Here is a 14,952-nt window from a genome sequence, read left to right as displayed (position 1 = left end):
GCGGACTAAACCGACATGCAGATATATTTCATTTCGAGGTATTCCTCGATGCCAAATTTAGAACCTTCGCGACCTAAACCGGAAGACTTAATACCACCAAATGGTGCGACTTCATTAGAGATTAACCCTGTGTTAACGCCGACCATGCCATATTCAAGTGCTTCTGCCACTTTGTATACCAATGAGATATCTCGACCATAAAAATAGGCCGCTAAACCAAACTCAGTATCATTAGCTTGTTTGATAACATCATCAACACATTCAAATTTAAACACTGGCGCTAATGGACCAAAGGTTTCTTCGCGAGCCACTAACATGCTTTTGTCTACATCGCGTATGATGGTTGGTTGAAAGAAGTACCCACCTAAGTCATGGGCCTTTCCGCCAGCGACAATGCTAGCGCCTTTACTTATCGCATCATCTAAATGACATTGTACTTTAGCCACCGCATCAGCATTAATTAATGGTCCAGTTGTGACGCCTTGTTCGGTACCTGCACCCACTTTTAACTTGCTGACTGCATCGGCAAATTTTTGAATGAAAGCATCATAAACGCCAGCTTGCACGTATATCCGATTAGCACAAACACAGGTTTGTCCGGCATTACGGTATTTAGCAATCATAGCGCCATCAACGGCGGCATCTAAATCAGCATCATCAAATACGATAAACGGCGCATTGCCGCCCAATTCCAAAGACATCTTTTTAAGCGTAGGCGCACATTGCTGCATCAGCTTAATACCAACAGCGGTTGAACCAGTAAACGATAACTTCCGCACAATAGGACTATCACAAAGGGTGTTACCAATAGCTATGGCATCACCGGTGACCACACTAAATACGCCTGCAGGAATACCTGCACGATGAGCCAACTCAGCTAACGCCAAAGCCGTAAACGGTGTTTGTGGCGCAGGTTTAACCACCATAGTACAACCTGCGGCTAATGCTGGCGCGGCTTTACGAGTGATCATTGCCGCTGGAAAGTTCCATGGGGTAATCGCCGCAGTCACACCAACAGGTTGCTTGATAACAGTCAGTCTTTTATCGGCTTGATGCCCAGGAATAGTATCGCCATAAACGCGCTTAGCTTCTTCAGCAAACCATTCAATAAATGAAGCGGCATAGGCAACTTCGCCCTTTGCTTCAGCTAAAGGTTTGCCCTGTTCGGTTGTCATTAGCAGCGCAAGATCATCTGCGTTTTCAATTAATAGCTCAAACCAACGTCGTAACTTACTACTGCGCTCTTTAGCGGTCAGTGCACGCCAGGCAGGCAATGCTTTATTGGCCGCATCGATGGCCACCGATGTCTCAGCCGCCCCCATAACTGGTACGTGGCCGATAATCTCATGATTGGCAGGATTGGCAATCGCAATGGTTTCACCAGAGTTGGCAGCGACCCATTGGCCGTCGATGTAGCATTGTTCGTGTAATAAGCTTGGATCATTCAACACCATGACGAGCTCCTTTATCTCAATAATCCGAAGTTAAATGCCGAACTTATCGCGCATTGTGTAATACCAGGCACCTAGTGCACTAAACGGCACTCTTAAAGCGTGTCCACCTGGGAATGGATAGTGCGGTAATGCCGCAAACGCGTCAAATCGGGTCGCCTGACCGTTTAGCATTTCAGCCAGTAATTTACCGGCTAAATGAGTGTAGGTAACACCATGACCGCTACAACCTTGTGAGTAATAAATATTATGGCCAATACGCCCTACTTGCGGTAAACGCGATAAGGTCATTAAAAAGTTACCTGTCCAGGCATAATCGATTTTTACGTCTTTTAATTGCGGGAAAGTTTTCAATAATTTCGGTTCAATTAGCGCTTTAATATTGGCAGGATCACGAGCGCCATATACCACACCACCGCCAAAAATTAACCGCTTATCACCGCTTAAACGATAATAATCAAGCAAGTAGTTACAATCTTCTACACAGTAATCTTGCGGTAAAATACTGGCGGCAAGCTCATCAGAAAGCGGCTCTGTGGTCACCACTTGGGTGCCACAAGGCATTGATTTAGCATGCAACTCTGGTAACAACTTGCCGAGGTAGGCGTTACCCGCAACAATCACAAATTTACATTTCACCTGGCCATGAGCTGTGCGCACAACGGGTGATGCCCCATCGTCTATATCAATGACTGCAGAGTCCTCAAAAATCAATCCGCCTAACGACTCAACAGCACGCGCCTCACCTAAGGCTAAATTCAGTGGGTGAATATGACCACCACTTTTATCCAATAAGCCACCAACGTACAAATCTGTGTCAACCACTTTGCGAATGGCATCTTGATCTAATATTTCAAGTTGTTGATTGTGTCCATGGGCTTCCCATAGATTTTTTTGAGACTGTAAATGGCCCATTTGTTTTTTATTCATAGCAGCAAAAACGCCACCATCTTTTAGGTCACAGTCAATATTATATTTGGCAATACGTTCGCGAATAATGCGCCCGCCTTCAAATGCCATTTGGCCAAAAAGTTTTGCCTGTTCTTTACCAACCACTTTTTCAATACTGTCGATATCACGACTAAAAGAGTTAACTATTTGGCCACCATTTCGGCCAGAAGCTCCCCAACCGATACGGGCGGCTTCAAGTACCACAACCTTCATACCGCTCTCTAAAAGATGCAGCGCAGAAGACAAACCTGTGTAACCTGCACCAACAATACAAACATCTGTTTCTATTGATGACTCAAGTCTAGGACGCTCCACTTTATCGTTGGCCGATGCGGCGTAATATGAACTAGCATGAGGTGTCGCGGACATAGCATTTCCCTTATATGTACATTGCAAAATACAACTGTCTAATCCTACACCTAGGCTAAAATAAAAACTAGCAAAAAACACATAATTATTTACAGTTCGTTTAAAATATTAAACACAAAATATAAGACAATCTTTGTTTAATAAGAATTGTTTTAGCATGGGTGTGAATGGCTCAGGTTTATCGCCAAAATGTTTGCTATTAATGTGTTTCGCTGACTTGATATCTGTCAGTTTGCTAACGAACCCGAGTGGAAGTAAGCAATAAAAAAGCGCGTAGATTATCCAATAATTTGAATCATCACGCGCTTTTTTTAAATATGATGAAATTAAGATCCCATCGCTTCTTTGGCTTTTTTCTCTGCGCGTCTGGTCAAATACCATGACAAGAAAGCAACCAAAGATACCGCTAGAATAATAATCGTCGCTAACGCGTTAATCTTAGGTGAAACACCTAAACGCACCGATGAAAAGACCACCATAGGCAAGGTTGTTGACCCAGGACCTGATGCAAAGCTGGCAATAACCAAGTCATCTAACGATAAACTGAACGACAACAACCAGCCAGCAATTAATGCTGGTGCGATCATTGGCACAGTAATCAAGAAGAAGGTTTTTAGTGGGGTTGCCCCTAAATCCATTGCAGCTTCTTCAATTGACTGGTCTAACTCACGTAACCGTGACGACACAACGACCGCAACATAGGCCGCACAGAATGTTGAATGTGCTATCCATACGGTTAACATACCGCGCTCTGCAGGCCAGCCAAAAGTATCTGCCATTTGTACAAAAAGCAGAAGTAATGACAAACCAGTGATTACTTCAGGCATAACCAGCGGTGCGGTGATCATATTTGATAAGGTTAACTTAGCCCATGAGCGACGGAATCGTGTCATGACGAATGCCGCCATAGTGCCAATAATAACCGCCATCGTTGCGCTGTAAAATGCAATACGTAAACTCACCCATACCGCATCTAAGATTTGCTCATCACGAAATAACTCACCGTACCATTTAGGTGAAAAACCACTCCACACGGTAACAAGCTTAGACTCGTTGAATGAATAAATAACCAAAATAAACATTGGCGCATACAGAAATAGCAAGCCAAACCACAGCATCACTTTAGAGAAACTTAACTTCTTCATGCATCGTTCTCCATGTTGCGTGACTGATATCTATGGAACAAGGTTATTGGCACAATAAGCAGAGCTAACATCACAATGGCAAGTGATGACGCAACAGGCCAATCGCGGTTATTAAAGAACTCTTGCCACAGTACCTTACCAATCATTAATGAGTCAGGACCACCTAGCAATTCAGGAATTACGAACTCGCCCACAGCAGGAATAAACACCAACATTGAGCCCGCTACCACACCGCCCATAGCTAAAGGCAAAGTGATTTTCCAGAAAGTATTAAAGCTACTTGAACCTAAATCTGATGCAGCCTCAATTAAGCTCATGTCCATCTTCACCAAAGTGGCATATAGCGGCAAAATCATAAACGGTAGATAGGCATAAACAATGCCGATATAAACCGCAAAATTTGTGTTCAACATTTGGATAGGTTCAGAAATAACCCCTAACCACATTAAGAAGTTATTGATTAATCCTGTGTTACTTAAAATCCCCATCCAGGCATACACTCGAATTAAGAATGAAGTCCAAGAAGGTAACATCACCAGTAACAATAATACCGGCTGAAATCTTGCAGGCGCTCTGGCTATGGCGTACGCCATCGGGAAACCCAGTACTAAACAGCCGATTGTGGCAATTAATGCCATTTTGAGTGATGTTAAATACGCCATGTAATACATGGAGTCTTGTAACAACAATAAATAATTACCTAAATTTAAAAATATCGATAATGACTCGTCAATATAACTAAATGTTGCTTCATACGGAGGAATTGCAATTGCCGCAGTTGAAAAACTCAACTTAAGGACGATTGCAAACGGCAAAGCAAAAAACATCAGTAGCCACAAATAGGGCATGCCTATTGTGAGATGTCGGCCTCTTAGGCGCTTAAATGGATTTATCATGAATTTAATACCACCCCACTAGTGTCTTCCCAGCTGATGTATACTTCATCTTCCCAAGTTGGGTTATCAGCACGACGTTCACGGTTTGCCATTGAACATTGGACAATTTGGTTGTTTCTCAGTTTGATATAAAACACTGAAATACCGCCTAAATAAGCAATGTCATGTACAACGCCTCTCGCCCAGTTATATTCACCCTCAGGTTGCTCGCGGGTAATAATGGTTTTCTCAGGTCGTACGGCAAGTAACACTGTTTTATTATCTAGGCTGGTGGAAATACCATGGCCAATATAAAAAGGCTGTTTTAAGGTAGGTGATTTGATGATAGCGTGGTCGGCTTCATCTTCAATAATATCGCCTTCGAATAAGTTAACAGTACCGATAAACTCAGCCACCATACGGCTATTTGGCGCTTCATAAATGTCCATTGGGCTACCCGTTTGTGCAATCCAACCTTCATTCATAATAGAAATTCTACCCGCCATGGTCATGGCTTCTTCTTGGTCATGGGTTACCATCACACACGTTACGCCAACCGCTTCAAGAATATCGACCACTTCAAGCTGCATTTGTGTACGAAGCTTTTTATCTAATGCGCCCATAGGCTCATCAAGTAATAGTAATTTAGGACGTTTAGCTAATGAACGAGCTAAGGCAACACGTTGACGTTGGCCGCCCGATAACTGATGTGGCTTACGCTTAGCGTATTTTTCCATATGCACCAGCTTGAGCATCTCTTCAACACGCTGAGCAATCTCAGCTTTAGGCATTTTGTCTTGTTTAAGACCAAAAGCGATATTCTGTTCAACTGTCATGTGTGGAAATAATGCATAAGACTGGAACATCATATTAATTGGACGTTCGTAAGGAGGCATGTCGGTGATGTCTACGCCGTCCAGAAAAATACGGCCTTCAGTTGGTCTCTCAAACCCCGCTAGCATACGCAGCAAAGTCGATTTACCCGATCCTGAACCACCTAATAATGCGAAAATTTCACCCTGATTGATGGTCAATGAGACGTTATCGACCGCACGGACATCATCAAAAAGTTTACTAACACGATCAATTTTGAGAAGTACTTTATCTTGCGTCTTTGTGGTTGGTTTATTAGTGACGCCCGAGGTGTTTACCATAATACTGCTCCGCCTATTTGGAGTATGTGTTCTGTAACGTTGATTATTATTTTGGGTTACATGAAACATTAAAATCTGATTGATGAAAGACTAAACTTAATAGGGCGAGTTTCCTCGCCCTATTAAAAACCTGATTACTGACCAGATTTCACTTTAGTCCACGCGCGCGTCACAACACGTTGAATTTTCATTGGGCGAACATCACCAATGTAAAGCTTATCAATGACCGCTTGTGACGGATAAATTGCTGGGTCGTTTTTAATTGCCTCATCGACTAATTCCTGTGCTGGTGCATTTGGATTAGCATAAGCAACATAGTTAGTGATTGGTGCGATAACCTCTGGACGCAATAAGTAGTTAATAAACTTGTGTGCGTTTTCAACGTTAGTTGCATCTTGTGGAATAGCTAACATATCAAACCACAGGTTTGCGCCTTCTTTTGGAATTGAATAACCAATCTTGTTACCGTTTCCAGCTTCATCAGCACGAGCTGCTGCTTGGAAAACATCACCTGAGAAACCATAGGCGACACAAATATCGCCATTGGCTAAATCAGAAATGTAACGTGAAGAGTGGAAATAAGTGATATATGGGCGCACTTTAGCAAGTACTTCAGCCGCTTTTTCATAGTCAGCTGCATTTTTGCTGTTTGGATCTAAACCTAAGTAAATCAGCGCTTGTGGCAACATATCGTCCGCAGAATCTAGCATTGAGAAACCACATGATGCAATTTTCTCAGCATACTTAGGATTAAAGATAAGTTCTAATGAATCAAATGGCGCATCTTCACCTAACACAGCTTTAACTTTATCGATGTTGTAACCGATACCATTTGTTCCCCATAAATAAGGCACTGAATGTTCATTAGCTGGATCAGCTTTTTCTAGTTGCTTCATTAAATCAGGCTTTAAATTGGCATAATTAGTCAACTTAGCACGATCAAGCTTTTGGAACGCGCCAGCCTTAATTTGTTTTGCCAAAAAGTGATTTGAAGGCACAACGATGTCATAACCGCTGCGTCCTGAAAGCAATTTAGCTTCAAGCACTTCGTTACTATCGAAAACGTCATAAATAACGCGAATACCAGTCTCTTTTTCGAAGTTTGCTAAGGTATCTTCAGCAATATAATCAGACCAGTTATACATCTTTACCACTTCTTCAGCATGCAGCGAGGTGCTAGCAAATACCGACGCTGAGATAAGCGCGATGGTAGACAGTTTGTTCAGTAGCTTCATATGTTCTCCCTTACTTGGATAATGGTCAGATCTGGGCTGACAGTTTTTCGCTTTTAAAGCGTTATTATCATTCCCTTATAAAAAGGAAATTATCCAATGCTACATCGTATTTCTGCATCGGTAACATCACAGCAAAATGAAAATGCTATAACTTTTTGGATTCTATCAAAAACCTTTTCAATTACTAGATAGTGACAATCTAATTGATTAAAAAATCACTACTACACCATAAGCATGCAATTGATAGCCATTGAATGCCAAGGCGTAAAGTCTGTTTATTCGCGCTATTTAAGCGCTAAGCATTGCGTATACGTATCATTTAACGCAAGTAATGCTTTTTCAATTAACTCATCTATTTGTGCTTTAGTAATGACTAAGGGCGGCGAAATAATCATGGTGTCGCCGACCGAACGCATCACCAAACCATGTGCAATACAGGCGTCTCGGCACCAAGTGCCCACACCGATGTTTGACGGATAACGTTGACGCTTAGCTTTATTTTGCACTAGCTCAATTGCACCCACCAAACCTAAACCGCGCACTTCACCCACTAATGGATGCTCAGCGAGTTGCTGTAAAGCCTGTTGGAAATATGGTGCGATTTCAGCGCCCACTTTTTCAACCAGCTTTTCTTGCTTGATGATATTGATATTTTCTAATGCTGCCGCTGCCGCTACAGGGTGCCCCGAATAAGTGTAACCATGGGTGAACTCGCCACATTGTTGCTTAATAACATCTGCAACTCTGTCTGCAATTATTACGCCACCCATTGGCACATATCCTGAAGTCATCCCCTTAGCAATCGAAATAAGATCCGGTTGCAAATCAAAATACTCTGCGGCGAACCAGTGACCTGTTCGGCCAAAACCACTGATCACTTCATCAAGAATAAGTAAAATGTCATATTTAGCTAAAATACGTTTAATTTCAGGCCAATAGGTCGATGGAGGAATAATGACACCACCCGCGCCCTGGAAAGGCTCAGCAATAAATGCGGCAACATTGTCTTCGCCCAAGGCTAAAATTTCAGTTTCTAATGCTTGTGCAGCTTGTAGGCCAAATGCTTCTGGCGTTAAATCTCCGCCCTCTTGATACCAATAGGGCTGCGCGATGTGCACTATTTTTGGGATAGGTAAATCACCTTGTTCGTGCATGCCAGACATGCCGCCCAAACTTGCACCCGCAACGGTAGAACCATGATAAGCATTATGGCGACTAATAATGGTTTTCTTGTTAGGTTGCCCTTTTAAATCCCAGTATCGGCGCACCATACGCAAATTAGTATCATTTGACTCTGAACCTGAACCCGTAAAAAACACAGTGTTCATGTGTTTAGGGGCTAATTCAGCAATCGTTTTTGCCAGTTCAATTGCCGGTGGATGGGTGCATTGAAAGAAGCTGTTGTAATAAGGCAGTTGCTGCATTTGCTTACTTACCGCATCAACAATCGATTGTCTGCCATAACCCACATTGACACACCAAAGCCCAGCCATACCATCAAGCAACTTTTTACCTTGCACATCCCAAATGTAAACGCCTTCAGCACGTTCAATCACGCGGGTGCCTTTTTCACCAAGGCTTTTAGAGTCTGTAAATGGATGGATAAAATGTGCTTTATCGGCTTGCTGTAATCTTGTTAAGTCTGTCATACCCGTTCCTTTATCGCTGGCAATAAACCACTATTGCCAGCGCGTCAATCAAAATGCAGAATCACTGAAAATATTACGATTAGGCTTAAACCGTTAACAATAAGAACTCACGTTCCCAAGAACTTACCACGCGGCGGAAGTTCTCTAATTCAGCTTGCTTCACCGCCACAAAACCTGTGGTAAATGATTGGCCTAGGTATTCAATACACGCTTCACTGTCTTGCATTGCCATTAACGCTTCTTCTAACGTTAGTGGTAAACAATATTCATTATTGGTGCGACTTTCGTTTGCACGACCAGTAACAGGTGTTGATGGACGTAAACCTTTTTCCATCCCAATAAAGCCACATAATAAACTGGCTGCGATAGTTAAATAACAGTTCGCATCGGCGCCTGGAATACGGTTTTCAATACGACGATTTTGTGGTGACGACTCTGGAATACGTAAACCACAAGTGCGGTTTTCTACGCCCCACTCAAGGTTTACAGGCGCTGATGTACCTGGTAAAAAGCGGCGGAAAGAGTTTGCACTTGGCGCCATTAAAGGTAACAGCTCAGGAATATATGTTTGTAAGCCTGCAATGTAATTCAAGAATAACTGACTTTGGGTACCATCTTCTTTAGTAAAAATGTTTTTGCCGGTTTTCTTATCAATCACACTTTGGTGAATATGCATCGCACTGCCGGGCTCGTCGGTTACAGGCTTAGCCATAAACGTGGCACAAACATTGTGCTTTAATGCGGCTTCTTTTAGGGTGCGTTTAAAGACGAACACTTGGTCAGCTAATGCTAACGGATTACCGTGGCTGAAGTTAATCTCCATTTGCGCTGGGCCATCTTCATGGATCAAGGTATCAATATCTAAGCCTTGGGCTTCACACCAATCATACATGTCTTCAAATAGTGGATCGTATTCGTTAGCGGCATCTATAGAGAAAGACTGACGACCGGCTTCAGGGCGACCTGAGCGACCAACTGGAGGCTTAAGGGGTAAGTCATGATCGTCGCTACGCTGAGTTAGATAAAACTCCATTTCAGGGGCAATGACCGGCTCCCAACCTTTATCTTCATAAAGTTTAAGCACTTTTTTAAGCACGTTACGTGGAGAAAGCTCAATTGGGTTACCCATACGGTCATAACAATCATGAATAACTTGTGCGGTAGCTTCAACGGTCCAAGGCAACATAAATACCGCATTTTCATCTGGCACACAGACAAAATCGATGTCTGCATCATCAAGTAACGAGTAAAAAATACTGTCATCGATAAAATCGCCAGTCACAGTTTGCAGTAAAACACTTTCAGGAAGACGCATGCCTTTTTCGTCGATAAACTTATCTACTGGTGCAATTTTACCGCGGGCAATACCCGTCATATCACTAATAACACACTCTACTTCGGTGATTTTTTTGTCTTTTAAAAACGCTATTAACTTGTCCATTTATTATTTCTCTCGTTTAGCAGCATGCAAACGGCAGGCATTGCCGAAGGCATCAAAAATTGATGAATAAAACCGGTTATCTTGTACTTTCCACTCAGGATGCCACTGTACCGCTAGTGCGAAAGCTTGAGCCTCTTTAACAGAGAACGCTTCTACTAATCCATCCAGAGCGTGTGCTTCTGGCTGTAACCCTTTACCCAAACGATCTACACCTTGAGTATGAACAGAATTCACTTCTGCAAAGTCACAGCCCCATGCATCGTGGAGCAATCCACCTGGAACAATATCGATTTTATGTGACAAGCCGTACTGCACATCCAGTGGAGCATTTTTATCTTCACGATGTTCAATATATTGGCCAACTTCATGTAACTTTTGATGCAAACTACCACCAAACACCACATTCATTTCTTGAAAACCGCGGCAAATACCTAACACAGGTATGCCGGCATCAATAGCAGCTTGAATTAACGGTAAAGTCGTCGCGTCACGTTTCGGATCATGGTGAGTGCCTGCAGCACTGCTTGGACCTTGATAATGATGTGGTTCAACGTTAGATGGTGATCCTGTAAATAAGATACCGTCTAAACGAGAAAGTAACGCTTGGATGGGTAAATCTATACCTAATGAAGGGATCACTAAGGGAAAACCCTTTGCGCCGTTCACTACGCTAAGCAGGTATTTTTCACCCACGATATTAAATGGGTGTAACCCTATTTGTTGATTACATGCCACGACCCCAATCATTGGGACATTTGACAAAGACATATCACACCTACTTGAACTGCGAGAACGCAGTGTACCTTTCATTCTGTTTGGAAGTTTATTACCTATTAAATTGTCAACTTTGCGATACATCTACAACCGATGACTGACTTAATAAACTAATATTTTGTGTTCGTTTTTTCACACACTACACCTAATTTTGAAACTAGGCAATAGCAATAATACAACTGAATTCACTTTTATTATTCTAACCAAAAAAAACCCTTCAAACGCACTAAAGTTAAGAGTAAATGGTTATTAAAAGGCAATAAAATGGAAATTAAAAATATATATTCGGGCACTAAACAAGACTCTAAACATAACAAGCATCCAGAATATCGAACAATCCTGTGCTTAATATTATTTACATTAACCGGAGCAGATAAATGTCTTTAAGTGAAAGAACTTAAAAGGGGATTAACCGAAATAGCACGGAGCATGAACACTTGCTCCGTGGTGCGGGAGGACTAAAAATCGCCAGGGGTGGTGGCGCTAACCAATTTACAGGGTTCTGTGAATGGGTTTGAAAAATGATGCGGTAATTCACTACTGAAGTAATAACTATCACCTTTTTCTAAAACAAATGTTTCATTAGCAACGGTGAGCTCTATTTTCCCCTCCAGAATATATGCCCCTTCTTCACCACGATGTTGCAACATATCATCACCAGTACTGGTTCCTGGTGGATAGGTTTCAAGCATTAGCGACATGGTTCGGTTAGGATAATCTCGGCCAATCAGTTTATACACTAAATCACCGGTCCCAATATCGAGGAGTTCTTCAGAGCGATAAACCACTTTTTGCTCACCGACAGTGCCTTCTTCGATAGAGAAAAACTCTACCAATGACATAGGGATGCCTGCCAGCACCTTTTTTAAAGAACTGATCGAAGGGCTGACACTGTTTTTTTCAATCATAGAAATAGTGCTATTAGTAACACCTGCACGTTTAGCTAATTCGCGTTGAGAAAGACCGCGCATTTTTCGAACAGCTTTTAAGCTTGCTCCAATATCCAATTTATTTCTCCTGAAAAAACATCCTGCTCAAAACACCTGTTTTGTATCTGCAATTTAACATCGTTTCATCAACTGATGAAAGGAATTGTATTCTAGCTTAATTCAGTGTTAAATAAAATGCACAACATGTCGATTAAAACTTACCTGTTAGCAGTTTTTTTACTTTTAACAAAAATACCGTCGGAGACGCTATGCCAAAACCTTCACCTATCCATAGCGATAACTATCCAGATTCCTTTTACTTTCATAGTGCGAAAGAATTATTTGAACATCCACAATTAACAGAATCGATTCACGTTGATGTCTGTGTTGTCGGTGGTGGTTTTAGTGGTATTAATACCGCGATTGAACTCGCACAGAAAGGATTTAGTGTCGCGGTTTTAGAATCGAAACGCATTGGCTGGGGAGCTTCGGGTCGTAATGGTGGTGAACTGATCCGTGGTATCGGCCATGATGCCAGCCAATTTAAAAATGTTATCGGTACCGAAGGCGTCAACGCCATTACCCAAATGGGATTTGAGGCGGTAGAAATTGTTAAGCAGCGCATTAAACAACACAATATTCAATGTGATTTACAAATGGGCTACTGCGATCTTGCCGTTAAACCGCGACATCTGCGCGAGTTAGAACAAGAGTTTGACGATTTAAAGCAAGCGGGCTATCAACATGAAATTCAGCTACTTGATAAAGCCCGAACCAGTGAAGTGATCCAATCAGATTTTTATCAGGGAGCACTTGTCGACATGGGAAGCGGCCACTTGCATCCGCTAAATTTAGTATTAGGTGAAGCACGTGTAGCACGTGAAATGGGCGTACATATTTTTGAAAATAGTCCCGCTGAGCATATTTTCAAAGGCGCTAAACCCGTCGTAAAAACGGCTAAAGGCGAAGTAAATTGCCGATTTCTAGTGCTTGCCGGTAATGCTTACATTGGTCACAAACTCAATGATTATGTAGGTGGTAAAGTATTACCTGCGGGTAGCTATTTATTAGCCACTGAGCCGCTTACACCTGAAGAATGCCAAGCTATCATTCCACAAAACATGGCATTTGCTGACATGCGGGTAGCATTAGATTACTTCCACTTATCGGCAGATAACCGCCTATTATTTGGGGGGTTATGTACCTACTCAGGCAAAGATCCACGTAACATTGAAGCGGCGCTTAGACCGAATTTAGAGCATGTTTTCCCACAATTAAAAGGCGTTAAAATTGATTATCAATGGGGAGGCATGATTGGTATAGGCGCAAACCGAATGCCACAAATTGGCCGATTACCCGATGCTAAAAATATCTTTTATGCTCAGGCATATTCAGGGCATGGGGTGAATGCCACACATATGGCAGCTAAACTCATTGCTGAGGCGATTACAGAGCAAGCTGAGCGCTTCGATATTTTTGATAAAATAAAACACATGACCTTTCCAGGGGGGCCGCATTTTCGCTCACCAATGCTCGCTGCCGGCATGCTTTACCATAGATTTAAAGATATCTTTTAATATTAACGACGCTATCAACCGCTCCGGCTGTACTCGTGCTTACGTAAGCACGAGTGAAGTCGGAGCGAATGCATTCGCATTAGGTAAGCACTATGTTCAAGGTTTCAATCGAGTAATAGGCAGTGTTTCACTGGCTCCCCATTCCGCCCAAGAACCATCATATAACATCACATTTTGTGCGCCTGACACTTTAGCCGCAACCAGTAAAATGCACGCTGTAATCCCTGAGCCGCAGCTAAAAATGAGTTGCTCTGCATCATCATTAATCGTGTGTTTGAAAAATGTGGTTAATGCCATTGGGGACTTTAATCGATAACCATCAAGCACGTTGGCAAACGGTAAATTTACCGACCCAGGAATATGGCCACTTCTCACTCCAGCTCTGGGTTCTGGCGCTAACCCATTAAATCTTCCCTCGGCTCTGGCATCAATTATTGTGACACCTTGTTTGTCAAAAGTGCATAACACCATGTGACTATTACAAACGCCCCCATTTTGCGGTGTAGCTGTAACATTACCTAACTTGATTGGCGTGATATATTGATCTGCAGTGGGTAAATTTTCAGCCATCCATTGGGGCAAACCACCATCAAGAATATACACTTTATCAAATCCCATGGTTTTGAAGGTCCACCAGGCTCTGGGCGCAGAGTACATCCCCTGATTATCATAAATCACCACAACACTATCCTGATTAATCCCCAGTTGTTGCGCCGACTGAGTAAACTGTTCTACTGTTGGCATGGCATGCGACATGGATGAGTGGTGATCAAAAAAATCCTGTTCCAGCTGCATATTTATAGCATTTGGAATACACCTAAACTGTTCATAAACCAGGGGCTCTTTACCTAGCACCACTTCCATACTGGCATCCAGTAAAATAAAGTTGGTGTCGTCTAGATGCTCGACTAACCAGGCTGTTGAAACCGTAATGTTATTCATGATTTTTTCCTTGATAATAGGACGGTATAAATCGATGGGTTAACCAGGTTAAATAGCTAAATAACCCAATACCAACCCCGTCAGCCATTAAGTCTGCGATATCTAAAGTGCGGCTTGGGATAAAGCCTTGGCTAATCTCTTCACCGAGAACAAACACTGCAACTAAGCATGACCCAATATATACACTAAAGCGACCCAATTTGATGGTTTCGAACTTTAACGTGATATTAGCTAAGAAGGTTAATGTGCCAAATAATAAACAATGGCCCACCTTGTCACCATAGGGAATATGTTTGATTAACTCAAAAAAGATACTTGATCCTCCCGTATTGGCAAGATAAATAATCCAAATAATAAAGCCTAGAAAAGCCCCAGCTATTAATGCTGATAACATATAAAACCGTGATGAAAACATTCTAAGAGCATCCTGTGTCATAAGATGATGTCTATCCTAGTATAT

13 protein-coding genes are annotated in these 14,952 nt (G+C 42.3%); 1 reads left to right on the top strand and 12 read right to left on the bottom strand.

Annotation, left to right across the window (positions count from 1 at the left end; translation table 11 throughout):
* Positions 1–5 precede the first annotated feature (5 nt).
* The 10 genes from gabD to NE535_RS04545 all read right to left on the bottom strand — a co-directional run bounded on the left by gabD (position 6) and on the right by NE535_RS04545 (position 12,051).
* On the bottom strand, positions 6–1,454 hold the full coding sequence (gabD, locus tag NE535_RS04590) for an NADP-dependent succinate-semialdehyde dehydrogenase (protein ID WP_261297502.1): 1,449 nt from the start codon (positions 1,452–1,454) through the stop codon (positions 6–8).
* A 30-nt stretch (positions 1,455–1,484) separates the two neighbouring features.
* Positions 1,485–2,771, bottom strand: coding sequence for an NAD(P)/FAD-dependent oxidoreductase (locus NE535_RS04585; RefSeq protein WP_261297501.1), 1,287 nt, complete (start codon positions 2,769–2,771; stop codon positions 1,485–1,487).
* Positions 2,772–3,097: 326 nt separating this feature from the next.
* Positions 3,098–3,916, bottom strand: coding sequence for an ABC transporter permease subunit (locus NE535_RS04580; protein WP_261297500.1), 819 nt, complete (start codon positions 3,914–3,916; stop codon positions 3,098–3,100).
* Positions 3,913–4,812 (bottom strand): ABC transporter permease subunit, encoded by a 900-nt coding sequence (locus NE535_RS04575; RefSeq protein ID WP_261297499.1) that lies wholly within the window; start codon positions 4,810–4,812, stop codon positions 3,913–3,915. The genes NE535_RS04580 and NE535_RS04575 overlap by 4 nt, the downstream gene beginning before the upstream one ends.
* Positions 4,809–5,945: a polyamine ABC transporter ATP-binding protein gene (potA, locus tag NE535_RS04570; RefSeq protein WP_261297498.1), complete on the bottom strand. Its 1,137-nt coding sequence runs from the start codon at positions 5,943–5,945 to the stop codon at positions 4,809–4,811. The genes NE535_RS04575 and potA overlap by 4 nt, the downstream gene beginning before the upstream one ends.
* Before the next feature lie 134 nt (positions 5,946–6,079).
* Entirely contained in the window at positions 6,080–7,180 is a 1,101-nt protein-coding gene (locus NE535_RS04565) for a polyamine ABC transporter substrate-binding protein (protein ID WP_261297497.1), read from the bottom strand.
* Between the two features lie 284 nt (positions 7,181–7,464).
* On the bottom strand, positions 7,465–8,829 hold the full coding sequence (locus tag NE535_RS04560) for an aspartate aminotransferase family protein (RefSeq protein ID WP_261297496.1): 1,365 nt from the start codon (positions 8,827–8,829) through the stop codon (positions 7,465–7,467).
* A gap of 85 nt (positions 8,830–8,914) precedes the next feature.
* Positions 8,915–10,270 carry a glutamine synthetase family protein gene (locus NE535_RS04555; RefSeq protein WP_261297495.1) on the bottom strand — a complete coding sequence of 452 codons (1,356 nt, stop codon included), beginning with the start codon at positions 10,268–10,270 and terminating at the stop codon, positions 8,915–8,917.
* Between the two features lie 3 nt (positions 10,271–10,273).
* Positions 10,274–11,038: a gamma-glutamyl-gamma-aminobutyrate hydrolase family protein gene (locus NE535_RS04550; RefSeq protein WP_261297494.1), complete on the bottom strand. Its 765-nt coding sequence runs from the start codon at positions 11,036–11,038 to the stop codon at positions 10,274–10,276.
* A 464-nt stretch (positions 11,039–11,502) separates the two neighbouring features.
* Complete coding sequence (locus NE535_RS04545) at positions 11,503–12,051, bottom strand: cupin domain-containing protein (RefSeq protein ID WP_261297493.1); 549 nt, start codon at positions 12,049–12,051, stop codon at positions 11,503–11,505.
* Positions 12,052–12,242: 191 nt separating this feature from the next.
* On the opposite strand from NE535_RS04545, the gene NE535_RS04540 reads away from it, so the two are divergent.
* Positions 12,243–13,550, top strand: a complete 1,308-nt coding sequence (locus tag NE535_RS04540) for an NAD(P)/FAD-dependent oxidoreductase (protein ID WP_261297492.1) — start codon at positions 12,243–12,245, stop codon at positions 13,548–13,550.
* A gap of 96 nt (positions 13,551–13,646) precedes the next feature.
* On the opposite strand, the gene NE535_RS04535 is transcribed toward NE535_RS04540, so the two are convergent.
* Together NE535_RS04535 and NE535_RS04530 are read right to left on the bottom strand one after the other, a co-directional pair.
* Positions 13,647–14,492, bottom strand: a complete 846-nt coding sequence (locus tag NE535_RS04535) for a sulfurtransferase (RefSeq protein ID WP_261297491.1) — start codon at positions 14,490–14,492, stop codon at positions 13,647–13,649.
* Positions 14,485–14,886: a VanZ family protein gene (locus NE535_RS04530; protein WP_261297490.1), complete on the bottom strand. Its 402-nt coding sequence runs from the start codon at positions 14,884–14,886 to the stop codon at positions 14,485–14,487. Before NE535_RS04530 ends, NE535_RS04535 begins: the two co-directional genes overlap by 8 nt.
* Between the last annotated feature and the right edge of the window lie 66 nt (positions 14,887–14,952).

It is taken from the genome of Shewanella holmiensis (assembly GCF_025370255.1).
Lineage (GTDB): Bacteria > Pseudomonadota > Gammaproteobacteria > Enterobacterales > Shewanellaceae > Shewanella > Shewanella holmiensis.
This window is presented reverse-complemented; position numbering and strand designations above follow the sequence as displayed.

Excerpts from the sequence above, each read along its gene's own strand:
- gabD (WP_261297502.1), bottom strand. The coding sequence starts at position 1,454 with ATGGTGTTGAATGATCCAAGCTTATTACACGAACAATGCTACATCGAC.
- NE535_RS04585 (WP_261297501.1), bottom strand. The coding sequence starts at position 2,771 with ATGTCCGCGACACCTCATGCTAGTTCATATTACGCCGCATCGGCCAAC.
- NE535_RS04580 (WP_261297500.1), bottom strand. The coding sequence starts at position 3,916 with ATGAAGAAGTTAAGTTTCTCTAAAGTGATGCTGTGGTTTGGCTTGCTA.
- NE535_RS04575 (WP_261297499.1), bottom strand. The coding sequence starts at position 4,812 with ATGATAAATCCATTTAAGCGCCTAAGAGGCCGACATCTCACAATAGGC.
- potA (WP_261297498.1), bottom strand. The coding sequence starts at position 5,945 with ATGGTAAACACCTCGGGCGTCACTAATAAACCAACCACAAAGACGCAA.
- NE535_RS04565 (WP_261297497.1), bottom strand. The coding sequence starts at position 7,180 with ATGAAGCTACTGAACAAACTGTCTACCATCGCGCTTATCTCAGCGTCG.
- NE535_RS04560 (WP_261297496.1), bottom strand. The coding sequence starts at position 8,829 with ATGACAGACTTAACAAGATTACAGCAAGCCGATAAAGCACATTTTATC.
- NE535_RS04555 (WP_261297495.1), bottom strand. The coding sequence starts at position 10,270 with ATGGACAAGTTAATAGCGTTTTTAAAAGACAAAAAAATCACCGAAGTA.
- NE535_RS04550 (WP_261297494.1), bottom strand. The coding sequence starts at position 11,038 with ATGTCTTTGTCAAATGTCCCAATGATTGGGGTCGTGGCATGTAATCAA.
- NE535_RS04540 (WP_261297492.1), top strand. The coding sequence starts at position 12,243 with ATGCCAAAACCTTCACCTATCCATAGCGATAACTATCCAGATTCCTTT.
- NE535_RS04535 (WP_261297491.1), bottom strand. The coding sequence starts at position 14,492 with ATGAATAACATTACGGTTTCAACAGCCTGGTTAGTCGAGCATCTAGAC.
- NE535_RS04530 (WP_261297490.1), bottom strand. The coding sequence starts at position 14,886 with ATGTTATCAGCATTAATAGCTGGGGCTTTTCTAGGCTTTATTATTTGG.